The organism is Kushneria sinocarnis (assembly GCF_003633775.1).
GTDB lineage: Bacteria > Pseudomonadota > Gammaproteobacteria > Pseudomonadales > Halomonadaceae > Kushneria > Kushneria sinocarnis.
Genome location: NZ_RBIN01000007.1, coordinates 130,965 through 152,982, shown reverse-complemented (window position 1 = coordinate 152,982; position 22,018 = coordinate 130,965). Strand labels below are relative to the sequence as shown.

Genomic DNA, 22,018 nt, shown 5'->3' with positions numbered 1-22,018 from the left:
TCCTCTTAGCTGGAAGTGCCGGAAGCGGGTTGTGCGATGGGGCTGTGCAGTTCGACACAGGCAATGACGTTGCCGTCAGTACGAGTGATTGCCTCACTCCGAAACGCTGCGTTCGGATACGCAGTGCCGGCGGCATCTCCCACGCGACCGGAGCCATTGAACTGCACGGGGCCGTCATTGGTGACAGATCCGCCATCGACAACAGCCATCCAGACCAGACCGCGCGTCATGGTCGATACATCGTCATACTGCGTGTACCTGCCCAGATAGTTGTGAGAGTGCAGAGACACGCCGGCAAGCTGTTCGCCGGCGCCAGGCACAACAGCGCCATCGGTGTTTTTGCCGATCACGACGCCAAACGGAACATCGCCAGCAGCGGGGAACGACTCGACCCGATCAAAACCGGCGTCCGCCTTCATGCCGGCGAATGCGACATCCTGCTCATAGATCATTGATTGTCTCCTTCGACAGTTTCGCCTTTCATGCGCGAGATCATGCGATCGCGGGCAGACGCCTTACTCCCGGCGCCATCCTGACGGCTTTGGGTGGGCGTGGCCTGACGACGCTGCTCAGCAGCATCATTGCGCGACTTCTCGGACTGCTCTTTCACGATGTCGAACATCGCGTCGATGTAGGCGTCTTCGCGCTGAGAGAGGTCGGAGTCGCCGTTGACCGACTTGATAACCGACTCCTTGAGAGCTCGATCAGTCGAATCTTCCTTCACCTCGACCTTGTGCTCCTTGGCGGCAGCCTCCAGCTCCAACCGAGCACGCGCGTCCTTCACCGCGTCCTGCTTGAGCTTTTCTGCGCTGTCTTCAGCCTCTTTCTTGGCTTTCTCGGCAGCATCTGCCCGAGCTTTCTCTTTCTCGGTTGCATCGCTGGCCTGCTGTGCATCCTCGCGCGCCTTTCGGTAGGCTTGTGCAACCTCGGGTGCGGCGTCGTATTCGATGCCGCTGTCGAGACGTACCTTTTCCATGACTGGATCATCCTCGTCATCGGTTAGTGTTGCGGCATCGCTGCCGTCTAGATTGAGCCGGGAATTGCCTGCCCGGCCGCTGGAGACAACCGCGAGATGATTAACGCGGATGTTGGTCTGGATGGCGTCGTACCGCTCGCCGTTGTACTCGCCGGGCTCTTCGATCAGATCAACGCTGTAGCCGACAGATAGCTCTTTCCAACCGTCCTGCCTGATCACCCTGGGGTCGTGAATAACGACATCGCTGACCACGTTGTCGCCGTCCTGCCGCCCCTCGGTCGTTACCGTGCCAATCTGGTGCGACCGCACATTGCCTGCATTGACCTTGCCCGGATGACCCTTGGTAATCGGCTTGTTGCGGTAGCTGGCGAGCGATTCGGAACTGAAGACATCGTCTGCCCGGCGGAGCTCTCGACGCTCCTGGCCATTGCCATCCCTGTAAACGAAAACGCCCGTGCGGGTTAGCACGGGCGAGTCTTCGAGATAGCCGTTCTCGTCGTATCGGGCGCTGATAGCCACCCGATCGTATCTGTTGACGCTCATGACAAATTGACTTCCTCCCGTGGCGGCATGACTGGCTGAGCCCAGCAGCGGCATCTTACTGGCTGACCCGGATGGCCGTCATAGGGCGGTTTGGACCACTTGAAAACCTCGCCCTCGCGGTTGACGTGAACCCGGCGCTCGCGATTATCGAGCACGCCGCGCCAGCGGTATTCCTTGATGCCAACCGACTCCTGACGATGCCGGGTTATCTGAGCGTTCAGCTTCCCGATCTGATCATCAGCTATCAGAGCCGCCCGATTGACAGGCTGATCATATGTGCTCTTGATTGTGCGCTGGACCTGACGACTGGTCTGACCTTCGTTGATGGCGCGAACTATGACGCCCTGCAGATCGTCGATATATCGCTCGGGGATGGACCGGATCAGCTTGAGATTTTCGCTTTCCCATGCCCTCAGCAGATCATCGAGCCATGGCTCGGACTTGCTGACTTCTTCACCGTATGCCTTGCGAATGATCTTCCTGAACTGACGGTTGTTGTGGCGGCTGACCTGCTCGCCATAGCCATTCACATCGACATCATCAGGCGATGACGGCCCGCGCATACCTGAGAATATGCTCAGAAAGCGATTACCCAGAACTGATCCCAGAGCGCTCCTGAGCGCCGAATTCAGCTTGTCGATCCATGTTCCAGACTGGCTGGATTCGGTGTCATCCAGTGCGTCAGGCCGGAATCGCTGTGCTTCGCTCACGATGCTGTCGATCTCGGGAATAACCAGCTCATTGCAGGCCCGCTGACAGCGACGGGCAAACCGCTTCAGGTCCTTTTCGTAACCCTGCTCAATGGCCTCGGGATGGGCCCATTTCGTGTTGACTTCGGGCATCAGTCACCATCCTCGGCTGGCGCCTCCAGTCCGTATTTGCCCTGACTGATCAGATATGACCGCATCTCCGACTCGGACACGACACCCAGCTCGACATCAGAGGCCCGTGCCTCGGCCTCAGACTTGTCAGCCTGTGCGTTCTTCTGTCGCGTGTCGGCCTGCTGATCCTCTGTGGGCGTCCAGAGCGGCGGCCATTCAATCTGCCAGTCATTTGGCGCATTGATACCACGCTGCCCAGTGATGGCCTTGATGATTCGATTGGATGCCGGGTTTGCCGATGTCCGCTGAATCCCCTCGCACAGATCGTAAAGCCCTTCGAGATCATTATCGCCGGTACTGTTCATGCCGGCAGCCGACCGACCGAACAGTGACGTGACAGGAATGCCCGACTCTGCTGAGACGGCGACCTGGTACTCTGCAATCAGGTCGCGAATACCGGATACCGTCTGATCGTATACCTGATAGTCATCCTGAGCATCGACTGCAACGCCGTTCATCAGCGAGCGGACCTCATCGACAAGATCAACACGCTGTCTGACGAGTTTTTCCTGTCCGTTCTGAATCATTTTCGACAGACCCTCCATCCTGTGGACGGCCTGCTGTTTGCGTTTGAGTACCTCGAGAGTGAGCATCAGGCTGCGCTCATAGCGCTCGATGGCCCGGTACGGCCCGGTTGCCGATGAGCGACCCGCCCAGGGCACGCGTTCACTGAACCGAAGACGTGCAGGGATCGGATCGCCATAAACCGGCAGCAGCCGGGATTCGTGAACATAGAACGACCAGACCAGAGCGCCGCCACCACGATTGATAGGCGTCACCTGATACATCTCCGGCTCGCTGTAATTCGGCGAGCTGGGGTCATCGTAATAACCGCCGGGGGCAACCGACAGCTGCGTCATCTCGATCACACGCAGCTCGGTGATCTGCCCGAATGACTCCGGCAACGGGTCAGCCAGGGTGCCGGTATCAGTCATCAGCAGGATTGCAGACCCACCGTCGAGCCGAGCCCAGCGAAGCGCGTCCGACATGTTGCTGATAAAATCAAGCCGCTCGAGCTCGCTGCCGATCACATTGTCATCATCACCAGCAACATTGATACCGCGGCTCATCGCCAGATCGGCCGGTATGTCGATCACGCGCGAATAGATACCGCCCCGCGCGTATTGCTCGGCATTGTCGCTCGGCACGCCACGCCTACCGCCCTGACGCTCACCCAGTAGTGCAGAGCGGTAGCCGTCCTGATTGTATGCCGACATATCCGCTCCTTATGTTGCCATTGCTGCAAAATGCGATTGATAATCATCGTTCTGAATCAAAGGTGCCAGAGCGTATCTGACAGCATCCCAGCGGTGATTATGAGCATCTTCCAGCTTCGGTAGAATGTCACCTGTACGCCGATCAACCTTGTATGAATAGAGGCGCGCCTCTTCCTGCATTGCCAAGCAGCGAGCATGAATAACGATCTCATCGTATGTTTTCAGGTGCTCAACACCATCCTCTATTGAACCTGACCATTTATCGACTGCTTCAACGCGATGCAAGCCATGACGAGCCAGGTAGCTGATTGACTCTGGACGAGCGGAGTCTGCACGGGTCACATAACGCTCTACTTTCGGGATCCTCTCCATCATGAATCGAGGCGTATCATCAAGCTCAAGACCGACGTCACCGGCGTCGTACTCGATCCATAATTTGCCGTCATGAATCCAGCATCGAACCAGTGCCGTGGGATCCATGCTGAAACCAAAGTCCAACCCTTGGTAAGGGCCATCCCAGTCATCGCCGGGTTCGAACTCATCTACACGCCAACGACCGGCAAACACCTGCGCATCAGATTTGGTATTAAAACCGCCAAGCCAAATATGCGCGAATTTTTCGTAATCGCGCTTGCGCTGCCATTCAGCTTGCTCTCTCAGGACATCTGGGCACCAGGGGTTGTCGGTATAATTGACATGCACCAACACGGCGCTCGGGTTGTCAGCGAAAAGCTGCTCGACGGCATCGTCCGGCTGATCCGGGTTCCAGCTAAACCAGATTTCCGAACCGTCTTTGCGGATCGTCGGTGTCAGCAGCTCGAGGCTGCGCGAGCTGATGCTTTGCGCTTCTTCAACCCATGCGCGATCGAAACCCTCGAGTGATTTGATCGAATCGGCCGTGTGATCCTGCATACCCTGGAATATGATCAGGCCTTGCCCGTCATTGCGGCGGATCTCAGTAAGCGTAACCTCAAAAAGGTGAGAGACACCCATGTCCTGAATTTTGGATTCAACAAGCTTTTTGGCCGAAAACTTCAGAGATTTCTGGATTTCACGAATGCAGACCGACTGCAGGTCAGCGTTGGCAACGTGCTCTTCTACGAGCATTTCGGCGAAAAAATGGGATTTGCCAGAACCCCTGCCGCCCTTTGCCCCTTTGTATCGACTTGGCTCGAGAAGCGGCAGAGACCACCTAGGAGTCGGCAGCTGCAGTTTCGTCATTCGGGTCAACCACTCTGCGCTCGATGACGGTTGGCGTCATGCTGCCATCAGTCGATTTATTATCGACTTCCGACTTGTCGTGCCAGTTGAATCGATTCGCGAAGTACAGTTTGACCAGAGGTGCGTTTACCTCCTTGCTGTACATCATCTGGCGAAGCTCACCCTCCCAGAACGCCTGACTGGCCTCCTGTCCACGCGTCAATGCGTCGGAAAACTCGGGGTGGCTATCTGCCCACGCATAGATTGTATCGCGGTGCACACCGATGGATACGGCGAACTGGGTGACGCTATCACCGCTCGCCAGAGACTCGTAAACCAGATCCGGCATCTGATCAGTGTACTTTGTTGGACGCCCGGAACGACGAGACTGCCGAGGCGTCAGCTCGACAGCCCCTTGATCGGCAGCCTTAGTCATATTGTGTTTCCGTTAGTCAGGTTTCGAGATAACCGTTTACTACGCCAATCTCTGATTCGCACTCAGGGCAAACAAGAGCAGCAATAAACGGCTTGTCAGTAACCATCGCCACAACCAGAGGCGATACGCCATCAGGTTGACATGGGCAGAGAACGAACTGGCTCTCCCCATCATTGCGACGGCTATGAATATCTACTACATCGCCCATGGTATCTCCTTGAATTGGATGCCGGTCTTTCCCGGCCGTCTAGCGAACACCTGAAAGTGTGCGTGCAGGGCAGAGGCATCGGTGTGTCACTTCCGCTGATCAGGCGGCATCGTAAGCATCGACAAGCGCCCTGTGCGCTCCGCCGGGCACTCCCAGCAGCAGGGCGCTTATCTGATGCCTATCTCCACAGCAGCCAAACGATCAGGCACACAACGCCAGCGGCCATCAGGTGAGAAACGCTGAGATCGTATTGCATTGCTCTCTCCTACGCTTGCGCGCTGGATGCGTCAGTAACCGTCATCCTCGTCGAACAGCCAGGCATCGCCCTCGCACAGATCCACGCCCCGGCTCATCATCCAGCCGTCGATCATCACGCCGATTGTTACCAGGCTGTCATCGCGATCATCGACCGTTAGTGCCGAGCAGGGATAGGGCGCTTCGAATCCGTCGAGAATGTGCATGGCGATACCTCAAAAATCCTGCCTGAATGCCCTGCTCTATTCAGCCATTGCCCTTCAGCGCTTTATAGATGCCCAGACGGGTGATGCCCCATGGCCACGCTGCAGCCCACTTGATCCGATTCTGCCACCCCATGCGATCCTGCCAGCCCAGCGATCGACCACGCAGATCCTTGCCCGAGAACGACAGAAGAAGGCCGGTCAGTGCATAGCTGACCAGCACGGCGTAGATATAGATGATCATGACAATCCTCTAGTCCTTGTCCGATTTGACATTCTGATAGATACCGGAGCGTGCGCTCTCTTTCGCCGCTTTGCCGTTCTGCCAGTTTGTCGCCGTCTTCTCTACGCTGCGCCCGGTCACATAACCGCCAACGCCCAGCGCCATGATGTCCCAGAGCCTTTCGGGCAGGTCCAGAGTGACTGCTGATCCGAACATCGCGTCAATGTAAGGCGCCAGAACATAGTTGTTTGCAATAATGATCATAATGATCAGCATCAGTAACGGCCGCCAGTTGCGCTGGAGCCATGAACCATTGGCCTCTGCCAAAATGACGCTGACCCGAGCCTGCAACGATTTGTTCTGCTGCTCGATGACCTCGGACTGGATGCGCTGCTTCAGCTTGTTGCGCTGATCCTTGTCTTCGACAGTCTGGTCGATGATGTCGAGCACCGGGCTCGCGACCGCGCTGATCGCCTTTCCGACCGTATCGCTGACAATGCCCATCATTCACCCTCGCACGGAATCTGCGATTGCCAAGTCGCGCCCTGATACGAGCTGATGACCTTCTGCTGCTCGCATACCCGGCGCTCGAGCTTCTGAGCCCGGCTTTTCCAGCCACCCCACTTCGCCTGCGCGTGCTCGGCTTTCTGTTTCCAGTGCTTGGCGCTACCGCTCTCGATGCCAGCCACTTCAGACTGATACTGCACCATGCCGAATAGCTGAGCGTTGGCTGCCATCAGGCTGACGTTTGATTCCCATGCCCGATTGGTCAGCTTTGTGCCGACAAGGTAGGACGCGGACGCAATGCCGAGGCAGACAGCCGCAATAACCATGTAAGCCTTGTTGGCCCGCCTGAGCCGTCGCACTTCCTGATTAAGTTGATCCCTGTCGGCCGACTCGATCATTTGTGACCTCCTCGGCCTGTGTACGCCTTAAACACGTTTTCAAGAAGCGGGCGCAGCATCCGCGCACCCAGAAAACCGGTGACGGCGCCGACAAACATGGCGGCGCTATCGCTCACGCCGACGTGAGCCAGAACCGGCTTTGATACAGAAACGATGATGCCGCAGATCAGTGACTCTGCCACGTCCTGTCCTGTGATCCGGGCCTTGTCCAGATAGGCGCGCAGCAGGGCCACGAACACGCAGAGTATACCCGCTGTCACCCAGGCCCAGTTCCCGTTCAACCACGCGACAAGCTGCCACGTTTCGGTGTCGTGCGGCTCGGGTGGCATAGGATTATCTCGTCCAAGCATGGTGGCGCCCCGCAGACGCTATTTCTTCACGACATTCGAATACCAATCATTCGTTTCGCCGTTGAGATGCCCGCCCGCTTCGAGGTAGGCGCTGATGAGATGATCGACGCTGTGCTCGTTCTGACCGTACCCGGCACCCGGCAAACTGGCCCACTCTTTCCGGCATTTCTCCAGCGCCAGCCGGATGTCGCCATAACGAATAGCTTCGGTCCCGCCACGGTAGTCGATCAGAAATAGTGCCGCTCTGTCCTGATTCCTCGGCGCGAACGAACTAAGCCCCTCGCTGTCCCGGGCCCAGTCCCACGTTTTCTTAAGAAATTGGTAGCGGCCGGCGGCGGACGACTTGATGCCCAGATTCGGCAGGTTGATCAAACGATCGGGGTGCTCGGTGTACCCGGTAAACGTACTTCCGCCCACCAGAATGTTGTAACCGGCATCAGAACTGCTGGTCAGCCCTTTACCCAACTCTGACACTGCGAGCATGTCGAGGAATGCGAGCAGGTTGACGCTGCCCGCTTCATCAATGCTGATGCGAGCCATACGCCCTCCCGAACGCAAAAAGCCCCGGCGGTTGCCGAGGCTTTGATGTTTTAACTTGTTGGCGCCGATGTCTCAGTTTTCTGCGCCATTCTAGAAATAACTCTAATATTTACTCGACATTTTTTCAAGCGGCAATATCAAAAAATTCCCGGTTTTTTCGATTTTCTTCCTTTATGATCTTGTAGACCGGATCCGTTGCCTGATATTCCGCCTCTTTCAAAGCCGATTTTGCAGCGACCCAGTAAGCCTCCCAGTCCCGCTTCCACTGATTGACCGGGATGTTCACACCATGAAACTCTGCGAGATAAAAGGCGATTCGTTCAGCGCCCCAGTCCGGCTTCACATCGTCAAGATCCGCCCGGCGCTCAATGATTGCAGCAAATGCCAGCCACTCAATTCGGTCGGTTTTTCTCTGTCTCAGATTCGACCAATTGGTAATAATCTGTTGCATCAACTCGACAACACGGGCATGCATCAGGTCAATCCAGCGATTGCTCTCCTCTGCCTCCGGTGCGCATAGCGTATACAGTGTCGCGGCTTGTTCCGGGCGCTCATCTTCCATTCTTCGGATATGACCAAACACACGCGAATACTGCTCATTGTGCGACGCGCCGGCACCACGTGAGCCTGATGTCTGGACTTTGCATCCAGCCTCTTCGAGGTCAGCCATGGATTGAGTGCGCACCCCAGAATCAAGAGCACGCATCACCGCCTCGATCGGATCATTGACTATCATGACTGCACCTCCGCCCGCTGATTTGCCGCCCGCTCAATCTCGCGCTTATCGTGCGATATTTTAACACAGTCGCCGCCATGCCAGAGCGTATAAAGCGACGTTTGATGATGATGCGTAAAGCTCAACTTAAAGCGACCGCACTCGCTTACAGCATGATAATCACTGAGTTTTTGCCATTTCATGCCGCCGCCTTGTCTTCTGTCACGACAACAATGAATCCCGTTTCCGACTCACGGTCAATAATGGGTGCATTGATCTGCATCGACAGCACTTTGTCAGACTCATCGCCAGTCAGCATGCCGGAGTGAATCAGACCGTCTTCGATCAGCTTGTATGCATGCGAGTAGTTGCTGACGTCTCTACGCCGAACGCCTTTCCCCAGGCACGGTGTAATCGAGATATGTACCGGATTGAAGAATGGCGTCAGCTCTCTCGGATCCTCACCAATGGCTTTAAGAACAGCATCATGCACCTGACGCGCTTCTTTCTGACGCTTGCCCCAGTGCGTGCCCGCATACGTGGCATTGGTCGATCTCGGCATAACCGGAACAAATACCTGTAGTGTTCTCATCATTTACCTCCCACAAGACCACGGCGCACCAACTGCTGCAGCGTCAGCACAATGGCCCGGTCCATCTCCGCTCTGCGCTGCTCGCGACTAAGATGTTTGCCGTTGCCCAGCTCGTAGTGACATTCAGGGCACAGAGCCGCTGTGAGCGCGTCGTCCTGTTTGCGGCCCATCGCCTTGCCTTCATCCCTGTGCGCCGCTTGTATGCCGTATGAGCCGCACAGAACGCATGATTCGATTTGATGCACGGCTGACAGCCATTTCCTGTCCCTGACAGGCTGAGATCGTTGCTCAAGCATTAGCAACCCCTGTCTTAAAAATGCTGGACCTGATTTTATCAAAAGCTCCTTTTAATAACTGAGATGAAGAGGAATAAGATTTCCCGTCAAGCCTTACAGCTCCGTCATTTTCAAGAAAAGAGTCGATAGATATTTTTTGGCCACTGGTTAACCCTGATTTTTCTACAATTTTTTTGACTGTAATTTCAGCATCGCAATACATTTCATAATCAAAACTATAACACGGGTTATATTCAATTTCTTCTATATTTTTCATCTCTGAGAATACTTTCTCGCTGTCTTTTGTTCTCCTTATACTCCAATCCCTACTTCTCATACCATCTCTAATTTCTCCAGCAATTCTTATATAAGCGTAATTCTTGAAGCTGGCACCACCAGATTCGTCATACTTTTTACACGCATCAAGTAAACCGATATAACCGTCCTGAACCATGTCCTCATGGATTCCCATTTTTTTGGATGTCGGGCATATACCATAAACAATCCCCTCAATCCTGCTTTTCCATTCAATAATGTCTATGTTATTCATAAAGGCTCCAGAGATCTGACTCTTCTCCTGCTTTCTGACAAAACCTGCCCTATATGGCTATCAGCGCCAAACTCCCAAATTGCCGAGGCAGTGATTTTGTAGTAATGGTCGTATTGGACTTTATCCACCGAATTATTAACGGCTATTCTTTCATGACATTTATTGCAGTAAGGAATTGAATATTGAGCTCCAACGTTTCCAGATACCCCAGCCAATCCGACGGCTTGACGAAGTTCAGACTCGGGCGCCCCACACATGATGCAAGGGAGGCTGCGAACCCACTTAAGATAATTTTCGTTGTGGTGCGGCTTCATTGCGCAACCTCGCGATATTCAGCTCACTGCTTCAGTGCCGGATCAGACCACTGCACTCCCTGTTCTCCGCCGAACGCATATAAACATTCGATCAGATCCGAGTGCTCGCGTTTGGTCATCTTTGATGTGCGACCGCCGACCATGACAAAACCGCCATCCATTCCGGGCACCGCCTTTTGATGCTTGAGCGATGCTGTTGTCAGGTCTTTCCACTCTTCCGGGCTGAGCTTGATGCCATGCCACACCACCTGCTCTGACAGATCGGTCAGCAACGCCCACATCAGGCGATTCATCTGGTTCGTGCGCTGGTCTTCATGCCTCCCCAGCGTCACTTTAACGGGGCCGCCTTCCAGCCCCCGGGAGATCATCTGATCGGCCCACTGAAGGGCCGATGCTGTTTGCGATGGTGACTCGATTACGCGGCTGATTGTTTTGCTCATGCCGCCACCGTTTGCTTTTTGCCAATCCCATAGTGGGCCAGCATGTCATCGTGTGACTCGACGATGTCTCTCGCAGCAGCGACGAACATAGCGCCCTCGTCGGTCACCTCCATCCTGTTACCATCTCGCCTGAACAGCACCAGCCCGGTCATCTCTGAAACGCGCTTGATAACAGCGCAAATGTTCGTGTGACTGATCCCGTGCATTTCAGCAGCACGGTGATAGTTGCGTGTATCAGCAAGAGCCACGACACAACGATAATGACGGATCGTCAGGTTCATGCTGCCACCCCGCTGCTGCGCTCTTTGCAGCGCCGCTTGTGTGCCAGAGTGGCCTTGGGCCATGACTGCCAGATCTCTGCCGACACGAATTTCTTCAGCGTCTCGACAGATACGCCCATTACTCCTGCCAGATCACGCCGTGCCAGTTGCCTGTCACGGTATTCGATAGCATGTTGATCGACGTTTTTGCCGGTTTCCCGCTCGAACCGCTCGATGCGCAGCCCGGAATTCCACAGCGGGTGCTTGAGCCCCATCTCGCTCGCTACCGCTTTCACACGCCATGGTGTGCGGTTGATTTTCTTGGCAATCTCGCGTGTCGGCATATACCCATAATGGGTTCTGATGTATGCCATCTCCGTGGTAGTCCACTCTCGCCCGTAACTCATGCCGACACCTCGCCATTCTCAATGCTGATCAAACGATATTCTGCCGGACGAACCCCTTTAATCTCCGGGCGATGGTCACGCCGATAGATCGTGCAACCTTTGGCTCGCAGATCGCGGATCCGCGCACTGATCGCCGCATGACTGTCGAGCTTATCGAAGCGCTCCAAGATGGCCTCAGCGATCTCGTGAAGCACTAACCACCTATCTGCGTCTCGCAGCACGATAAACGTGCGGCTCAGCTGGCTATTGGCGTTGTCGAGCCGGTGACGGCGTGTTGCTGTTGCTGTAGTCATGCTGAAAGCTCCGGCTCGACCAGTTCATAACGGATGCCGTCGAGGTCGTCATGCTCGACGATGTAGTAACCACGGTTTTCCAGAATGCAGATGGCGCCAAGCAGAGCCTGCAGGTCGTGCCGGCCGCCGCCGTTGCTCTCGACCTCATGCGCAATCTCTTCGATCGACGGATCAGCGATGCGGCGCAGCACATTGAGTACCGCGTCAGGCAATTTGAGATGGCGAATGTCGTGGACTGTCATGCGGCACCTCCGGCGAACATGTCGATCTGGCTCGTTTCGCGATTGAAACGAGCCTTGGCAGTGGCGAAATAGTCGGCATCAAGCTCAGTGCCAACGAAATCGCAGCCAAAGTAATGCGCTGCAATAGCGCTTGACGCGCTACCTAGGTGGGTATCGAGGATGCGTTGGCCGGGCTTGGAGTAATTGGCGAGCATCCATTCGTAGAGCTTTACGGGCTTCTGTGTTGGATGGATGCGCTTCTCGTTCAAGCGCTTATTGCCATGCGACCCTTGAATCATGCCGTTCCAACGGTACCGAAAAACACGAACCGCCTTATCAAAGGTGCTGCTGGCCAGTTCAGCGTCTGCAAACGAACTTGCCCCATTCTCTTTATCCCAGACAATCCATCCCGGCCCGCTTGCGTCGAAGCGATCGCAGAAATGGTTTGCGCCCCAAATAATTCGGTGGCGCGACACCCTCTTTAGCTCTGCGAAGTATTCGTTCGCTGGAACCTCCCAATGTTTCAACGCGCCATATTTCCCAGCAGGCACCAACGTGCTACTGAATTCTCCGTTTCGGTAGAAACCAGGCTTGTTGGGCCCCTCAAAGTAGGGAGGATCTACGATAGCTAGGTCGAAAGAGTCATCGGGTTGGCTCCGCATGTAATCCATGCAATCCATATTGAGCAGTTGAATCATGCGGCACCTCCAACGCTTTCCGGCTCACGCTTCGCCATGACATACCGCTGAGGGGCCGTGGCGTAGTCGCGGAACAAGCTGGTAGTAAGCCGGCATACTGCTGCCATATAGAATTGATCTCTGTCTGCATAACTTCGCTTGTTGGCATTCGGATCTGACAAACCCAGCTTTCCGGCTCTGGTAATGACAGCCGAATAGCTCTTTTTCGGCTCTGGCATGGACTGGCAAATCTCATGCGGGGAAAGACTTCCGTAGTGATCACGAAGAAACTGCTCTTGTTCTTCAGACCATGCAGGCTTTAATTTCATGACTCACCCCTTCCGATTCCCTTGCGCGCTGACTCCCAGTTGAAAACCATCATCTTGCTGCACTCGCGCAACCGGTCTACAACACGATCGCCCATCCACTTCCCGATCTCTTCGGGCTGAACGTTTGAAACCACGATGGTCGGCAGGCACTGCTCGTAGCGCTCGTTCATTACGTCGAACAAATAGTTCAGCTCAGCATCACTTCCGAAAGAAACGCCGATCTCGTCCAGTACCAGCAGGCTGGGCTTGGTAAATGCTGCGATGGCCTGAGACTCGGTTTCCTCTCGCGAGCTGTATGTATCCTTGATGCGTCGATACATGCGAGCAGCTGTTGTGTAGACGCCTCCAATGCCGTGCGATCGAATAATCTCGTTGAGCACAGCCACTGCCAGATGGGTTTTGCCGGTACCGGGATCGCCCAGCATGAGCATTCCTTCGCCCTGATTCAGGTTCTCAACGAACTCATCAGCGTAGGCCTGGCATTTTTGTTTATAGCGCTGCTGCTGATCGGTTTCTGCACGGTACGAATCAAACGTTTTGTCAGCAAAGCGTGGCGGTATGCAGGCATAGCCCAGCATGTCTTGCGTGCGCTTACGGTAATACGCTTCTTGCTCGGCCCTGAGTTGCTCACCCCTTTCACGCTCTGCCTTTTCCTCGGCGCATGAAGGGCAGCCTGACCAGAACTCACGATTTGAGAGAACGAAGTGAGTGGATTCGTACTGGCCATGAATTTCGCAGTTGACCATCTTCGACTCACTCGCACCCAGCATGCTCAGGATGTTTTCAGAACTCATAGGTGCCATCTCCTCGCTTGACCAGATTCGACGTGTCAGGTGACTGCAGATTTGAGTGCCGTCCCGGAGTTTGTCGCCCACTGGCAGGAGTCGTGGTGGCTACAGCCCACTCGGTTTCAAACTCGGCAGACGGGCCAAAGAATCGTTTGCCCTGCATGACAAATTCGGTGCCCCAGTTGCCTTTGGCGGATACATGGGCTGCGTAGCGCTTGAGCCCGGCAACCATGTCATCAGTGCTGAAACCTTCCGAGATTCGAGCGTTCCAGGCTTTGAACGCTTCGCGCTTGGGATTTGATCCAGAACGTTTTGGATATAGCGACCAGGCAGCTTCGAAATCTGCGGTGTATTCGGTCGAGGATCCGGAAGCCGTTTTCCCCTTCGATGCACCCACCCCCGAACGTAGTGAGGGGGTGTTGTCTTTCCTGTCTTTATTTGTGTCCCTATTTTGCGGACGTTTTTCGTCCCTAGTTTGGGGACTCTGACCCCAATTTGTATCGCGCGCCAAATTAGGGACGTTTTTGGATTTTTCGGTGCTGAAATCCCACTCCGAAACACGGGTGTTGATACCGATAGGAGATTGGCTACCGCCGTCTCGAAACAGCACCTTTTTCTTCAGCAGGCTGTTTACCGCTTCGCTGCATCGCTTGGCGGTCAGCCCGGTCATTTCTGCCAAAACGGACTGAGATAGGCGCGCAGAGGATCGTTGCCATCCGTATGTGGCCCTCTCTACTGCTCTGATAATTCGGCTCTCACGGCTGGTCAGAGGGGCCTTCATGAGGCCTTCGACAATATCGTTGGCTGTTCGCACGTAACCGTCCTCGAGTTGAGCACCAGACCCTCTGCCAGCACTCTGATCGGCCTCTTGATTTGGCTCATGCCCCGGGAGGTAGTGAACGTTCTCAGCGGTACTCATTGGTCACCCTCCAGCCCGATCAGGCCTAGCAGTTCGGTAAAATGGGCTCGGTAGTAATGCGGCTGCGTCTCTCGCGGCGACTGCGGGCTCACGACGTTTTTGCCGTAGTTTTGGCCGGCGTCGGTAAGGCACCAGAAATGCTTGAGAGCACCCTTGTTGCTCTTGCGGGTACGGCTCTCCAGGATCCCGGCATCGTGGAGAGCCTGGTTCACGGCTGCCGCTGAATGGCTCAGGCCGTGGTCGCGCAGCAGTTGGGTCAGGCTGGCGGTATCCATGGCGCCAACGTGGCCCGGGGCGCTGTCCTCGGTGTAGTCGGGCAGGAATGAGGTATCAGCGCCCACGGCCTGGCCAGCCTTGCGGAGCATGACGACCTTGCCAGAGTCGGATGTGCGCAGGAGATTGGCAGCGCATTCGACAAGAGCGATAGTGGCAGGGACGTTGGCAAGTTCGGCGACCGGCTTGGCTGCGCCAGTCTCGAGGTCGTGCCAGCGCCTGATGACGGCGGCCCGGCGCTTCACGTCGTAGCCGGTGACCAGTACCTCGGTGTGGTAGCGGTCGAGGAGAAAATACTGGGTATATCCTCGCGAATCCTTTTCTTCTGTAACTCCATGATTTTCCTGATGACGCAAAAACCCGCTGACTTTTTCCGGGGTATTCGACCAGTCATAGCTCGTGACTGAATCCTCATAATCAGTTCTAGCCAGAGCTGTAACCATGGCTCGAATGTCGCGAATCACATCGCCGTGACGCTTGCCGGTCAACTCCGCGATCTCGCGGCTCGACATGGTGGCTTGCTGGTTCTGCGTGATTGCGGTAGTATTCATCTCAGCTCCTACTGTTAGCTGTTTTGCGCCCCGGCTTGGCTCCCAACCTTCCGGGGCGTTCGCATGTGCGACCTATGCCGCACCTTCCTGCCTTATCTGCTTTCGCAATTCCGCCACCGGCATCCCTGCCAGTCGCGCAATAGCACGCTCATACCCTGCCGTCCGATTGCCGGGGTGCTTATAAGGAAGCGTCCCGTTGCGCTTCCAGATAGAGACCAGACCCTTTGATACCCCGCAGGCCTTGGCCACCTTCACTGTTCCGATTTCTTCGATGAGCTGTGCCAGCATTGCTAAACCTCGCATGTTATATGCGAAATTTAAATCATTGAGACTTATAACGCAACCCGTTTGCGAAATTGGTTGCAAAGTTTAATCTTTGGTTGTATTTTTCTCGCCAGCATTCACGGATGAGCGAGAAGACATGAGGCTTAGCGCTGAAAAGAAAAAGATTTTCGCAGAACGTTTGAGGCAAGCATGTATTGCCCGTTACGGGCGCGAACACGGGATCGCGTCATACTTGGCAAACGATCTGGAGGTGTCGCCGCAGACAGCAGCCAAATGGTTAAGAGGCGGTGTTACACCTTCGGCTGATCGCTGGGCGGATATTGCGTCCGCACTCAATGTAAACGCTGAATGGCTGATTGGCGCGAGTCATCATGCCCCCGTTTCGGTTTCCGATCGCTTTGATGATGAAGGCTTGGAAATTGCCAAGAAGGCGGCTCGCATAACGTTCCCGCTGGTCGTTAGGCTCAAGCCAGATGCGACTCGTGAAGAGGTCGAAGATCTGGTCGAGACTGCATATCAGCTTCTAAAAGGCGGTGAGAGCGAGAACACGGTTAGCGGAGAAATTGCTCACAAACTGATCTAGCACGCTTCCTTCACCCGACTGCTTGTCGGGGTTTTTATGCTCTTCGTGATGCTAAATTACGCAAAATTCGTTTAAGTTTAACCTGTTGGCATGGAGGACATTTTTCCATACGCTGTATATTCATACACCAAAACCAGAATCTCCCGGGGAATTATGGAACCTCATGACGATGAACTGGCGGAGGCCTTGTGCCAAGCATGGGATAACTTCAGGAGTAAAGGGGGTGGTGATGAATGGTAAGTGACTGATTTCAATCAATTCCAAGAGCCCGCCATCGAGCGGGCTTTTTTTAACCCAAAAAAGTTTAAACTTCGCCCTTGACGTGCGAACTACGCACGTTTAAATTACGAGACATCGGATGCAGCGAAACGCACCGATCGCTCTTTAACAACGAACACGGTGACCTGCACACCAAAAAAGCAGGCGGACGGCAGCCAGTGTTGTCGGACGAGCGCAGCCACCCTAGCGGGGACTGAATGATGGATTCGCGTCGTGTAGTGCGGGGCGAGCCGGGGAAAGCGACCCGGGGCTGTGAAATGAATACCCAAGCAAACCGTGGGGTGAATAACGGGTGCCACAACATAAAGCGGCGGCCGCAGCGCTATATCTGCGGTCCATCGGAGAGCCAGTTGATAGAACGCTAACAATGGTTCGGGCGGTGTTCTTCAGAACTTCATCGCGCAGCTGGCTCCCCGATGATTCGTCATCGCATCCCATGCCCGCCCCGTGCGGGCTTTTTTGTGGAGAGAGACATGATCAACGTAATTGCAGCAATCATCGTCGGCATGATCGAAGCAGCCACTGACGACAACATGTGAGGCAGCCATGGGCAAACTGACTGGCATTACCCTCGCATTGACATCAATCGCGACCATCGCGCTGTGCGGCTATGGCGTGTGGTTCGCTCTTGTAATGAATCTCTGAGGTGCATCATGAAGACAGCAATCGCAGCAGCAGTTATCGGTCTGGCCGCATGCGCACCGGCTCAGGCGCAGGAAGAGTCAAAAAAAGACAAGATCTGCAAAAAAATGTACGAGACAGCGGCTCAGGTCATGGAGGCGCGGCAAGCAGGCGTTCCTTTGCCGAATACTATCAGCGTCTTTGAAGAGAAGATGTATCGCGAAATGGTGCGCATCGCATACCGGGAGCCCAAGTTCAGTACACAGGAATACAAGCAACGCTCGATTGATCGTTACGCCAACCAGTGGGCTTCCTCATGCTACAAAAATCTGGAGGTGGGCAAATGATTATCACTCAGCACGAAAAAAGATCAGGCGCTATGTGCCTGGAGGCGGTCGATCGGTTTGGCAACACGCTGGCCCACATCAGTCTGAATGACATCGAGTACGAGCGATTCGTCGATTATGCCGCGGCAGTTGGTACTGAAACGGCGTTCTGGGATTTCAAGGCAGAAGAGCTGGAGGCGGCGTGATTGAGGCAATCCAGAGCATCCACCCGATCGGGTATATGGCAGCTTTCATCGGCTGCCTTTTTTGTGTCTGCGTCGCGTCATCTCTGATCAAGAGGCGTGATCCAATCAAGGATCTGCGCGAAACGTGTACATACCATGACCCTCAGCAGGCCAAACACATGCGCATCATTGGTAACCCGAACCTGACAATGGCAAGGGTGCCGCGATGCATATCGAGGGCATGACATGTCGATCACAGCATTTCTGAACCGCACACGGCGCGAGAAAGAGGCACACAAGAATCTGGTGGCGGCAGCCAAGGCATTTATCGAACAGCCCTGCGTGCAGCGTCTGGAATCGCTGCAAAAAGCGGTATGGTTAAGCGAGGAGAATATCAATGCGGGTGACACTGAAAAGCGCTGAGACGGCAAACGCTGCGGAACATCAGCAAGCATACGACGACGGTGTACGGCGCGACGAGATTCTCGACGACGAAATCCAGCGCATCACCGAGAGCCCTGACGAGGTTGTTGAGGCTCTGAAAGAGATAGACGACATCGACACGTACGAACGGGCATGCGTTGATCGCGATTACGCAGCATCAGAGTTTGAGCGAGCACAGGGCGCGGCGATCAAGTCGAGGATGGAATACGACGCCATCTGCGATCTGGCGAAGAAGAATCTGGGAGTGGTGTGATGAAAGTAAAGCTGAAAGTTACTGAGATTTTAAGTCACAGCTTGACAGTAGACATTGATTGCGATGAGTACGATCGCTTGTTGCAAGTTGATGAGTATGAGGCCGCAGAAATGATAGGTGACCGAATGGGGCAAGGAACCATCAAGGCTGGTCGATGGGAAGATCCTGAGATTGACGTGATCGACGAATGAAGAAGGCGGCCCGAAAGCCGCCTCCACTGATCGAAACCTTCCGAGTAACGAACAGCACAGGAATCATATCATGAAACGTACACTGCTAGCCATTGCGGTGGGCACCGCCGTTGCCGCATGCAATCCCGCCAATGCAACTGGCTCGTTTTATCACTCCATCGGCGTCGCTACTACAAGCGACGTGAAGCACAACTCTCAGCGCATCGACGCAGTATCAGCGCATGCTGACCGCAACACCGGCCTCGCCGAAGCCAATCAGCGCAACATCGCCGATCAAGACGCGTGGAATGACCGGCAGGAAGGCGTCATCCGTCAGAATCGCGGCCGCCTCGACGAGATGGATCAGCGCAATCAGCGGCAGGATGACAGCATCGACAACGCTCACGCTCGGATCGGCGGCGTTGAACAGGACAGCAAACAGCGTGACAGCGAACTGTCTGATCGAATCGACACAGTCGGCAGCACGGCATCATCGGCAGATCAGCGCAGCCAAGACAACGCCGGACGGCTGGACGATCACGACGAGCGCATCAGGAGTAATGAAAACGGCGTGGCAGACAACGCTGCGGTCAATCAGCAGCAATCTGAAACGCTCAGCAGTCACGATCAGCGGATCAGCGGCAACGCTCAGGGCGTGGCTGATAACGCCGAGACGAACCGTCAGCAGGCACAGACGCTCGATCAGCACGATCAGCGCATCGCGACGAACGCCGACATCAACAGCCGTCAGTCAGCGCAACTCAGCAATCACACATCAGCGATCAACGGCAACACAGCAGCGATTCAGCGCAACCGGGACGCTATCGATGATCTGCGCGGTGATGTTGATGACCTGAAAGCAGGTGTTGCGGCTGCAGTGGCAGCGGCCAGTCATGCGTGGCTGCTGGGCCCTGATGCTGGATTCCAGATGAGCTTGGCGGGTGGCGCATATCGTAGCGAATCGGCCGGATCCGTGGCCATCGGCGCGCCGGTCGGCAGCAGTGCATTCGTCAACGCGAACGTGTCGTTCGATAGTCGCGGCAACGAGACGTACGGCGCCGGCATGAATTTCCAGTTTTGAGGTGACGTGATGATCGAAAAATATCGAAGCCTGATGACACCTGAGCAACAAGCATGGGATGACTGGCGCCAAGAAGGCGCTTTTTTATCGCCCGATAATATACAGTCTGATGCCAAGCGCTATATGGCGGAGGCTGAAAGAATACAAGAGGAGTACGCACGATGAGTATCGCAACTCTTGTGCTGGGGCAATCAGGGACTGGCAAAACAGCCAGTCTTCGCAATCTTGAACCGAGCAAGACAGCGCTCATTAAAGCTGTCGAAAAGCCGCTGCCATTTCGATCAAAGGACTGGCAGCAGGTAACAACAGACCAATGGGGAAAAATGGTTAAGGCTGCTCAGACTGCAGCCCATCGAGGCCGCGAAGTAGTCGTGGTCGATGATTTCCAGTACGTTATGGCGAATGAGTTTATGCGCCGTAGCGAAGAAAAAGGTTTCGACAAATTCACTGAGATTGCCCGGCATGCATGGGAAGTCATCAATGCACTATCCAGCCTGCCTGAGCACGTTCGCGTCTATATCCTGAGCCATACTCAGGATGATGATTTTGGACGAACCAAGATAAAAACAATCGGAAAGATGCTGGATGAAAAAATAACTCTGGAGGGACTTTTTACGATTGTGCTTCGAACCCAAGTGAACGACGGGGTTTACCAGTTTCGGACGGTTAATAACGGATCAGATACCGTAAAATCCCCCATGGGCTTATTTGAATCCGACCTGATCGAAAACGACATCAATGCTGTTGATAGTCAGATAGTTGACTATTACGGGATCACCCAACCTGAACAACAGGAGCAGGTATCATGACGCAAGTATTTTCCTACGATGAAAACCAAGCCGCAGCCGCTGATGCAGGGGGCGGTGAGTACATCACCGAGTCGTGCGTCGTGCGCGGATTCGTTGAGCAAGCCAAATGGACAGAGGCAAATAGTGGGGCAAAAGGGCTGGAATTGTCTTTTGAGTCAGAGCATGGGCAAAAGGCCAACTACCTGACCATCTATTACCAGAAAAAAGATGGCTCCAAGAATGAAGTCGGCGTCAATCAAATCCAGAGCCTGATGGGCGTCACCGGAGTCCAGAGCCTGAGCCAGCAAGGCGGACAAAACGGGATGATTGCACCGGAGCTGACAAGGAAACCGGTACAGATCGCTCTTGAGCGAGAAAACTACACCAAGAGCAATGGTGGCGAAGGTTTCCGATTTCAGATCAAGTGTTTCATGTCGGCACGATCCGGAAAAACGATTGCAGAGCACTTGGAAGGCAAATCAGCGGACAGCGCAGCATACTGGGAGCAACGCTTCGCGGAAAATCCTGGCGGAAAACAGGCCAAGCAGCAGCAGAGTCAGCCATACAACTCTGCAAATGAGTACGCGAACAGCAACATCCCGCCTTCCAGCAACGACTTTGACGATGAAATACCTTTCTAGGACAAAGGATTATTTAAAAATTGGCCGCTAAATGGCGGCCCCTGAATTACCGGGGATGATATGGCTACACTCTATAACCTATCTCATGAATTCCAGCAACTGGCGAACATGGATGCCGCTGATGACGAGGCATTCCGCGAAGCGCTGGACGAAACGCTAACAGCTCAGGGCGAGATGCTCGATGAGAAGATCGAGGCCACGATTATTGTGGCCCGTCAGCTTGATGAAGATGCCGAGTATTGCAAGGCAGAGATTGATCGTCTCAGGAAGCGCGCCGAGTCATTCAGACGCAACGCTGATGCCTGCCGTGAACGCGTCAGAATGGCGATGGAGAGCACTGGGCGCGACAAGATCAAGCGCCGACTGTTCACCATCTCCCGAGTTGCGGGCAAGGATGTCGCCCGGCTGGATGACGAGCAACAGCTCCCTGCCGACTACGTGCGAGTGAAGGAGACACGATCACCCGACAAGGCGGCCATCCTGAAGGCGCTCAAGGCCGGGCAATCGGTGCCGGGTGCGTCCCTTGGCAAGGGTCAGGATTCACTCCGAATCAGCTGATTTCCTCGGCCTGCCCCGCCGTTTTGCCGGATGCAGGTCATCCGCTGACAGGCCGGCATCCGCCATGGCTTGCCGGATCTCATCCAGCTTGCGCTGTTTCTCCTGCTCGAGCGCGAGGCGGTCGCGCTCGGCCTCTTCCTTCTCCTCGATGATCTGCATCGACACCTCGCTCAGCTTGTAGAGCTGTTCGAGCGAGAGACGGCGAAGCTGGCCCTTGAGCACGTTCTTGTTTCCGGCAATCGACGATAGATCAGACATGTGGC

The 22,018-nt window shown here is 54.8% G+C and carries 40 protein-coding genes; 11 read left to right on the top strand and 29 right to left on the bottom strand.

Translation table 11 applies throughout. The features are described from left to right. Positions 1–5 precede the first annotated feature (5 nt). The 28 genes from C7446_RS12640 to C7446_RS12525 all read right to left on the bottom strand — a co-directional run bounded on the left by C7446_RS12640 (position 6) and on the right by C7446_RS12525 (position 15,829). Complete coding sequence (locus C7446_RS12640; protein ID WP_211327953.1) at positions 6–452, bottom strand: structural cement protein Gp24; 447 nt, start codon at positions 450–452, stop codon at positions 6–8. Continuing rightward, positions 449–1,519 (bottom strand): DUF2213 domain-containing protein, encoded by a 1,071-nt coding sequence (locus C7446_RS12635; protein WP_121173475.1) that lies wholly within the window; start codon positions 1,517–1,519, stop codon positions 449–451. Before C7446_RS12635 ends, C7446_RS12640 begins: the two co-directional genes overlap by 4 nt. Continuing rightward, the gene (locus C7446_RS12630) at positions 1,516–2,361 is read right to left on the bottom strand and encodes a phage head morphogenesis protein (protein ID WP_121173474.1); all 846 of its coding nucleotides are present in this window, start codon (positions 2,359–2,361) and stop codon (positions 1,516–1,518) included. Before C7446_RS12630 ends, C7446_RS12635 begins: the two co-directional genes overlap by 4 nt. After that, entirely contained in the window at positions 2,361–3,617 is a 1,257-nt protein-coding gene (locus C7446_RS12625; protein ID WP_121173473.1) for a phage portal protein, read from the bottom strand. Before C7446_RS12625 ends, C7446_RS12630 begins: the two co-directional genes overlap by 1 nt. A 9-nt stretch (positions 3,618–3,626) precedes the next feature. Further along, positions 3,627–4,838 (bottom strand): PBSX family phage terminase large subunit, encoded by a 1,212-nt coding sequence (locus C7446_RS12620; protein ID WP_121173472.1) that lies wholly within the window; start codon positions 4,836–4,838, stop codon positions 3,627–3,629. Continuing rightward, positions 4,810–5,253, bottom strand: coding sequence for a hypothetical protein (locus tag C7446_RS12615; RefSeq protein WP_121173471.1), 444 nt, complete (start codon positions 5,251–5,253; stop codon positions 4,810–4,812). The genes C7446_RS12620 and C7446_RS12615 overlap by 29 nt, the downstream gene beginning before the upstream one ends. A 16-nt stretch (positions 5,254–5,269) precedes the next feature. Further along, positions 5,270–5,461 (bottom strand): hypothetical protein, encoded by a 192-nt coding sequence (locus C7446_RS16375; RefSeq protein ID WP_147408773.1) that lies wholly within the window; start codon positions 5,459–5,461, stop codon positions 5,270–5,272. Between the two features lie 287 nt (positions 5,462–5,748). Then, the gene (locus C7446_RS16500; RefSeq protein WP_170150087.1) at positions 5,749–5,922 is read right to left on the bottom strand and encodes a hypothetical protein; all 174 of its coding nucleotides are present in this window, start codon (positions 5,920–5,922) and stop codon (positions 5,749–5,751) included. Between the two features lie 40 nt (positions 5,923–5,962). Continuing rightward, positions 5,963–6,163 carry a hypothetical protein gene (locus C7446_RS12610; RefSeq protein WP_121173470.1) on the bottom strand — a complete coding sequence of 67 codons (201 nt, stop codon included), beginning with the start codon at positions 6,161–6,163 and terminating at the stop codon, positions 5,963–5,965. A gap of 9 nt (positions 6,164–6,172) precedes the next feature. Further along, positions 6,173–6,649, bottom strand: a complete 477-nt coding sequence (locus C7446_RS12605; RefSeq protein ID WP_121173469.1) for a 3TM-type holin — start codon at positions 6,647–6,649, stop codon at positions 6,173–6,175. Next, positions 6,646–7,047 carry a hypothetical protein gene (locus C7446_RS12600; protein ID WP_121173468.1) on the bottom strand — a complete coding sequence of 134 codons (402 nt, stop codon included), beginning with the start codon at positions 7,045–7,047 and terminating at the stop codon, positions 6,646–6,648. The genes C7446_RS12605 and C7446_RS12600 overlap by 4 nt, the downstream gene beginning before the upstream one ends. Beyond that, a complete protein-coding gene (locus tag C7446_RS12595) occupies positions 7,044–7,376 on the bottom strand; it encodes a phage holin family protein (RefSeq protein ID WP_170150086.1) in 333 nt (110 codons plus the stop codon). Before C7446_RS12595 ends, C7446_RS12600 begins: the two co-directional genes overlap by 4 nt. Positions 7,377–7,415: 39 nt before the next feature. Continuing rightward, positions 7,416–7,937: a glycoside hydrolase family 24 protein gene (locus C7446_RS12590; RefSeq protein WP_121173466.1), complete on the bottom strand. Its 522-nt coding sequence runs from the start codon at positions 7,935–7,937 to the stop codon at positions 7,416–7,418. A gap of 124 nt (positions 7,938–8,061) precedes the next feature. Then, on the bottom strand, positions 8,062–8,673 hold the full coding sequence (locus C7446_RS12585; protein ID WP_121173465.1) for a hypothetical protein: 612 nt from the start codon (positions 8,671–8,673) through the stop codon (positions 8,062–8,064). Between the two features lie 178 nt (positions 8,674–8,851). Continuing rightward, a complete protein-coding gene (locus C7446_RS12580) occupies positions 8,852–9,244 on the bottom strand; it encodes a hypothetical protein (protein ID WP_147408772.1) in 393 nt (130 codons plus the stop codon). A 288-nt stretch (positions 9,245–9,532) separates the two neighbouring features. Next, on the bottom strand, positions 9,533–10,069 hold the full coding sequence (locus C7446_RS12570; RefSeq protein ID WP_121173462.1) for a sigma-70 family RNA polymerase sigma factor: 537 nt from the start codon (positions 10,067–10,069) through the stop codon (positions 9,533–9,535). Next, positions 10,066–10,383: a DUF968 domain-containing protein gene (locus tag C7446_RS16955; RefSeq protein ID WP_484140789.1), complete on the bottom strand. Its 318-nt coding sequence runs from the start codon at positions 10,381–10,383 to the stop codon at positions 10,066–10,068. Before C7446_RS16955 ends, C7446_RS12570 begins: the two co-directional genes overlap by 4 nt. A 23-nt stretch (positions 10,384–10,406) precedes the next feature. After that, complete coding sequence (locus C7446_RS12565) at positions 10,407–10,823, bottom strand: recombination protein NinB (RefSeq protein WP_121173461.1); 417 nt, start codon at positions 10,821–10,823, stop codon at positions 10,407–10,409. Next, complete coding sequence (locus C7446_RS12560) at positions 10,820–11,104, bottom strand: LysR family transcriptional regulator (RefSeq protein WP_170150085.1); 285 nt, start codon at positions 11,102–11,104, stop codon at positions 10,820–10,822. Before C7446_RS12560 ends, C7446_RS12565 begins: the two co-directional genes overlap by 4 nt. Beyond that, entirely contained in the window at positions 11,101–11,457 is a 357-nt protein-coding gene (locus C7446_RS16370) for a hypothetical protein (RefSeq protein ID WP_147408771.1), read from the bottom strand. The genes C7446_RS12560 and C7446_RS16370 overlap by 4 nt, the downstream gene beginning before the upstream one ends. Positions 11,458–11,486: 29 nt before the next feature. Next, positions 11,487–11,783, bottom strand: coding sequence for a hypothetical protein (locus C7446_RS12555; protein ID WP_121173459.1), 297 nt, complete (start codon positions 11,781–11,783; stop codon positions 11,487–11,489). Further along, positions 11,780–12,025 carry a hypothetical protein gene (locus C7446_RS12550; protein WP_121173458.1) on the bottom strand — a complete coding sequence of 82 codons (246 nt, stop codon included), beginning with the start codon at positions 12,023–12,025 and terminating at the stop codon, positions 11,780–11,782. The genes C7446_RS12555 and C7446_RS12550 overlap by 4 nt, the downstream gene beginning before the upstream one ends. Beyond that, a complete protein-coding gene (locus tag C7446_RS12545) occupies positions 12,022–12,702 on the bottom strand; it encodes a DNA-methyltransferase (protein WP_121173457.1) in 681 nt (226 codons plus the stop codon). The genes C7446_RS12550 and C7446_RS12545 overlap by 4 nt, the downstream gene beginning before the upstream one ends. Next, positions 12,699–13,010, bottom strand: coding sequence for a hypothetical protein (locus tag C7446_RS16365; RefSeq protein WP_147408770.1), 312 nt, complete (start codon positions 13,008–13,010; stop codon positions 12,699–12,701). The genes C7446_RS12545 and C7446_RS16365 overlap by 4 nt, the downstream gene beginning before the upstream one ends. Further along, complete coding sequence (locus tag C7446_RS12540) at positions 13,007–13,804, bottom strand: ATP-binding protein (RefSeq protein ID WP_170150084.1); 798 nt, start codon at positions 13,802–13,804, stop codon at positions 13,007–13,009. Before C7446_RS12540 ends, C7446_RS16365 begins: the two co-directional genes overlap by 4 nt. Then, positions 13,794–14,717 carry a replication protein gene (locus C7446_RS12535; RefSeq protein WP_121173455.1) on the bottom strand — a complete coding sequence of 308 codons (924 nt, stop codon included), beginning with the start codon at positions 14,715–14,717 and terminating at the stop codon, positions 13,794–13,796. The genes C7446_RS12540 and C7446_RS12535 overlap by 11 nt, the downstream gene beginning before the upstream one ends. Further along, positions 14,714–15,541: a Rha family transcriptional regulator gene (locus C7446_RS12530; RefSeq protein ID WP_121173454.1), complete on the bottom strand. Its 828-nt coding sequence runs from the start codon at positions 15,539–15,541 to the stop codon at positions 14,714–14,716. Before C7446_RS12530 ends, C7446_RS12535 begins: the two co-directional genes overlap by 4 nt. A 72-nt stretch (positions 15,542–15,613) precedes the next feature. Then, positions 15,614–15,829 (bottom strand): helix-turn-helix domain-containing protein, encoded by a 216-nt coding sequence (locus C7446_RS12525; RefSeq protein WP_121173453.1) that lies wholly within the window; start codon positions 15,827–15,829, stop codon positions 15,614–15,616. A gap of 133 nt (positions 15,830–15,962) precedes the next feature. Between C7446_RS12525 and C7446_RS12520 the strand changes: the two genes are divergently transcribed. The 11 genes from C7446_RS12520 (at position 15,963) to C7446_RS12485 (ending at position 21,755) form a co-directional block, all read left to right on the top strand. After that, complete coding sequence (locus C7446_RS12520; protein WP_121173452.1) at positions 15,963–16,409, top strand: helix-turn-helix domain-containing protein; 447 nt, start codon at positions 15,963–15,965, stop codon at positions 16,407–16,409. A 932-nt stretch (positions 16,410–17,341) separates the two neighbouring features. Next, on the top strand, positions 17,342–17,656 hold the full coding sequence (locus C7446_RS12515) for a hypothetical protein (RefSeq protein ID WP_121173451.1): 315 nt from the start codon (positions 17,342–17,344) through the stop codon (positions 17,654–17,656). After that, entirely contained in the window at positions 17,653–17,841 is a 189-nt protein-coding gene (locus tag C7446_RS16360) for a hypothetical protein (RefSeq protein ID WP_147408769.1), read from the top strand. The genes C7446_RS12515 and C7446_RS16360 overlap by 4 nt, the downstream gene beginning before the upstream one ends. Positions 17,842–18,066: 225 nt before the next feature. Beyond that, positions 18,067–18,243: a hypothetical protein gene (locus C7446_RS16495; RefSeq protein WP_170150083.1), complete on the top strand. Its 177-nt coding sequence runs from the start codon at positions 18,067–18,069 to the stop codon at positions 18,241–18,243. Further along, positions 18,218–18,517 (top strand): hypothetical protein, encoded by a 300-nt coding sequence (locus tag C7446_RS12510; RefSeq protein WP_121173450.1) that lies wholly within the window; start codon positions 18,218–18,220, stop codon positions 18,515–18,517. Before C7446_RS16495 ends, C7446_RS12510 begins: the two co-directional genes overlap by 26 nt. Next, positions 18,517–18,708, top strand: a complete 192-nt coding sequence (locus C7446_RS12505; protein WP_121173449.1) for a hypothetical protein — start codon at positions 18,517–18,519, stop codon at positions 18,706–18,708. The genes C7446_RS12510 and C7446_RS12505 overlap by 1 nt, the downstream gene beginning before the upstream one ends. Before the next feature lie 70 nt (positions 18,709–18,778). Further along, entirely contained in the window at positions 18,779–19,768 is a 990-nt protein-coding gene (locus tag C7446_RS12500; RefSeq protein WP_121173448.1) for a YadA C-terminal domain-containing protein, read from the top strand. 9 nt (positions 19,769–19,777) lie between these two features. Continuing rightward, positions 19,778–19,933, top strand: coding sequence for a hypothetical protein (locus C7446_RS16490; RefSeq protein WP_170150082.1), 156 nt, complete (start codon positions 19,778–19,780; stop codon positions 19,931–19,933). Then, entirely contained in the window at positions 19,930–20,577 is a 648-nt protein-coding gene (locus C7446_RS12495; RefSeq protein WP_121173447.1) for an AAA family ATPase, read from the top strand. The genes C7446_RS16490 and C7446_RS12495 overlap by 4 nt, the downstream gene beginning before the upstream one ends. Continuing rightward, complete coding sequence (locus C7446_RS12490; RefSeq protein WP_121173446.1) at positions 20,574–21,197, top strand: hypothetical protein; 624 nt, start codon at positions 20,574–20,576, stop codon at positions 21,195–21,197. The genes C7446_RS12495 and C7446_RS12490 overlap by 4 nt, the downstream gene beginning before the upstream one ends. A 60-nt stretch (positions 21,198–21,257) precedes the next feature. Beyond that, the gene (locus C7446_RS12485) at positions 21,258–21,755 is read left to right on the top strand and encodes a siphovirus Gp157 family protein (RefSeq protein ID WP_121173445.1); all 498 of its coding nucleotides are present in this window, start codon (positions 21,258–21,260) and stop codon (positions 21,753–21,755) included. On the opposite strand, the gene C7446_RS12480 is transcribed toward C7446_RS12485, so the two are convergent. Continuing rightward, on the bottom strand, positions 21,738–22,013 hold the full coding sequence (locus C7446_RS12480; RefSeq protein ID WP_121173444.1) for an H-NS family histone-like protein: 276 nt from the start codon (positions 22,011–22,013) through the stop codon (positions 21,738–21,740). The genes C7446_RS12485 and C7446_RS12480 overlap by 18 nt on opposite strands. Positions 22,014–22,018 lie beyond the last annotated feature (5 nt).

Excerpts from the sequence above, each read along its gene's own strand:
- C7446_RS12640 (WP_211327953.1), bottom strand. The coding sequence starts at position 452 with ATGATCTATGAGCAGGATGTCGCATTCGCCGGCATGAAGGCGGACGCC.
- C7446_RS12635 (WP_121173475.1), bottom strand. The coding sequence starts at position 1,519 with ATGAGCGTCAACAGATACGATCGGGTGGCTATCAGCGCCCGATACGAC.
- C7446_RS12630 (WP_121173474.1), bottom strand. The coding sequence starts at position 2,361 with ATGCCCGAAGTCAACACGAAATGGGCCCATCCCGAGGCCATTGAGCAG.
- C7446_RS12625 (WP_121173473.1), bottom strand. The coding sequence starts at position 3,617 with ATGTCGGCATACAATCAGGACGGCTACCGCTCTGCACTACTGGGTGAG.
- C7446_RS12620 (WP_121173472.1), bottom strand. The coding sequence starts at position 4,838 with ATGACGAAACTGCAGCTGCCGACTCCTAGGTGGTCTCTGCCGCTTCTC.
- C7446_RS12615 (WP_121173471.1), bottom strand. The coding sequence starts at position 5,253 with ATGACTAAGGCTGCCGATCAAGGGGCTGTCGAGCTGACGCCTCGGCAG.
- C7446_RS16375 (WP_147408773.1), bottom strand. The coding sequence starts at position 5,461 with ATGGGCGATGTAGTAGATATTCATAGCCGTCGCAATGATGGGGAGAGC.
- C7446_RS16500 (WP_170150087.1), bottom strand. The coding sequence starts at position 5,922 with ATGCACATTCTCGACGGATTCGAAGCGCCCTATCCCTGCTCGGCACTA.
- C7446_RS12610 (WP_121173470.1), bottom strand. The coding sequence starts at position 6,163 with ATGATCATCTATATCTACGCCGTGCTGGTCAGCTATGCACTGACCGGC.
- C7446_RS12605 (WP_121173469.1), bottom strand. The coding sequence starts at position 6,649 with ATGATGGGCATTGTCAGCGATACGGTCGGAAAGGCGATCAGCGCGGTC.
- C7446_RS12600 (WP_121173468.1), bottom strand. The coding sequence starts at position 7,047 with ATGATCGAGTCGGCCGACAGGGATCAACTTAATCAGGAAGTGCGACGG.
- C7446_RS12595 (WP_170150086.1), bottom strand. The coding sequence starts at position 7,376 with ATGCCACCCGAGCCGCACGACACCGAAACGTGGCAGCTTGTCGCGTGG.
- C7446_RS12590 (WP_121173466.1), bottom strand. The coding sequence starts at position 7,937 with ATGGCTCGCATCAGCATTGATGAAGCGGGCAGCGTCAACCTGCTCGCA.
- C7446_RS12585 (WP_121173465.1), bottom strand. The coding sequence starts at position 8,673 with ATGATAGTCAATGATCCGATCGAGGCGGTGATGCGTGCTCTTGATTCT.
- C7446_RS12580 (WP_147408772.1), bottom strand. The coding sequence starts at position 9,244 with ATGAGAACACTACAGGTATTTGTTCCGGTTATGCCGAGATCGACCAAT.
- C7446_RS12570 (WP_121173462.1), bottom strand. The coding sequence starts at position 10,069 with ATGAATAACATAGACATTATTGAATGGAAAAGCAGGATTGAGGGGATT.
- C7446_RS16955 (WP_484140789.1), bottom strand. The coding sequence starts at position 10,383 with ATGAAGCCGCACCACAACGAAAATTATCTTAAGTGGGTTCGCAGCCTC.
- C7446_RS12565 (WP_121173461.1), bottom strand. The coding sequence starts at position 10,823 with ATGAGCAAAACAATCAGCCGCGTAATCGAGTCACCATCGCAAACAGCA.
- C7446_RS12560 (WP_170150085.1), bottom strand. The coding sequence starts at position 11,104 with ATGAACCTGACGATCCGTCATTATCGTTGTGTCGTGGCTCTTGCTGAT.
- C7446_RS16370 (WP_147408771.1), bottom strand. The coding sequence starts at position 11,457 with ATGGCATACATCAGAACCCATTATGGGTATATGCCGACACGCGAGATT.
- C7446_RS12555 (WP_121173459.1), bottom strand. The coding sequence starts at position 11,783 with ATGACTACAGCAACAGCAACACGCCGTCACCGGCTCGACAACGCCAAT.
- C7446_RS12550 (WP_121173458.1), bottom strand. The coding sequence starts at position 12,025 with ATGACAGTCCACGACATTCGCCATCTCAAATTGCCTGACGCGGTACTC.
- C7446_RS12545 (WP_121173457.1), bottom strand. The coding sequence starts at position 12,702 with ATGATTCAACTGCTCAATATGGATTGCATGGATTACATGCGGAGCCAA.
- C7446_RS16365 (WP_147408770.1), bottom strand. The coding sequence starts at position 13,010 with ATGAAATTAAAGCCTGCATGGTCTGAAGAACAAGAGCAGTTTCTTCGT.
- C7446_RS12540 (WP_170150084.1), bottom strand. The coding sequence starts at position 13,804 with ATGAGTTCTGAAAACATCCTGAGCATGCTGGGTGCGAGTGAGTCGAAG.
- C7446_RS12535 (WP_121173455.1), bottom strand. The coding sequence starts at position 14,717 with ATGAGTACCGCTGAGAACGTTCACTACCTCCCGGGGCATGAGCCAAAT.
- C7446_RS12530 (WP_121173454.1), bottom strand. The coding sequence starts at position 15,541 with ATGAATACTACCGCAATCACGCAGAACCAGCAAGCCACCATGTCGAGC.
- C7446_RS12525 (WP_121173453.1), bottom strand. The coding sequence starts at position 15,829 with ATGCTGGCACAGCTCATCGAAGAAATCGGAACAGTGAAGGTGGCCAAG.
- C7446_RS12520 (WP_121173452.1), top strand. The coding sequence starts at position 15,963 with ATGAGGCTTAGCGCTGAAAAGAAAAAGATTTTCGCAGAACGTTTGAGG.
- C7446_RS12515 (WP_121173451.1), top strand. The coding sequence starts at position 17,342 with ATGAAGACAGCAATCGCAGCAGCAGTTATCGGTCTGGCCGCATGCGCA.
- C7446_RS16360 (WP_147408769.1), top strand. The coding sequence starts at position 17,653 with ATGATTATCACTCAGCACGAAAAAAGATCAGGCGCTATGTGCCTGGAG.
- C7446_RS16495 (WP_170150083.1), top strand. The coding sequence starts at position 18,067 with ATGTCGATCACAGCATTTCTGAACCGCACACGGCGCGAGAAAGAGGCA.
- C7446_RS12510 (WP_121173450.1), top strand. The coding sequence starts at position 18,218 with ATGCGGGTGACACTGAAAAGCGCTGAGACGGCAAACGCTGCGGAACAT.
- C7446_RS12505 (WP_121173449.1), top strand. The coding sequence starts at position 18,517 with ATGAAAGTAAAGCTGAAAGTTACTGAGATTTTAAGTCACAGCTTGACA.
- C7446_RS12500 (WP_121173448.1), top strand. The coding sequence starts at position 18,779 with ATGAAACGTACACTGCTAGCCATTGCGGTGGGCACCGCCGTTGCCGCA.
- C7446_RS16490 (WP_170150082.1), top strand. The coding sequence starts at position 19,778 with ATGATCGAAAAATATCGAAGCCTGATGACACCTGAGCAACAAGCATGG.
- C7446_RS12495 (WP_121173447.1), top strand. The coding sequence starts at position 19,930 with ATGAGTATCGCAACTCTTGTGCTGGGGCAATCAGGGACTGGCAAAACA.
- C7446_RS12490 (WP_121173446.1), top strand. The coding sequence starts at position 20,574 with ATGACGCAAGTATTTTCCTACGATGAAAACCAAGCCGCAGCCGCTGAT.
- C7446_RS12485 (WP_121173445.1), top strand. The coding sequence starts at position 21,258 with ATGGCTACACTCTATAACCTATCTCATGAATTCCAGCAACTGGCGAAC.
- C7446_RS12480 (WP_121173444.1), bottom strand. The coding sequence starts at position 22,013 with ATGTCTGATCTATCGTCGATTGCCGGAAACAAGAACGTGCTCAAGGGC.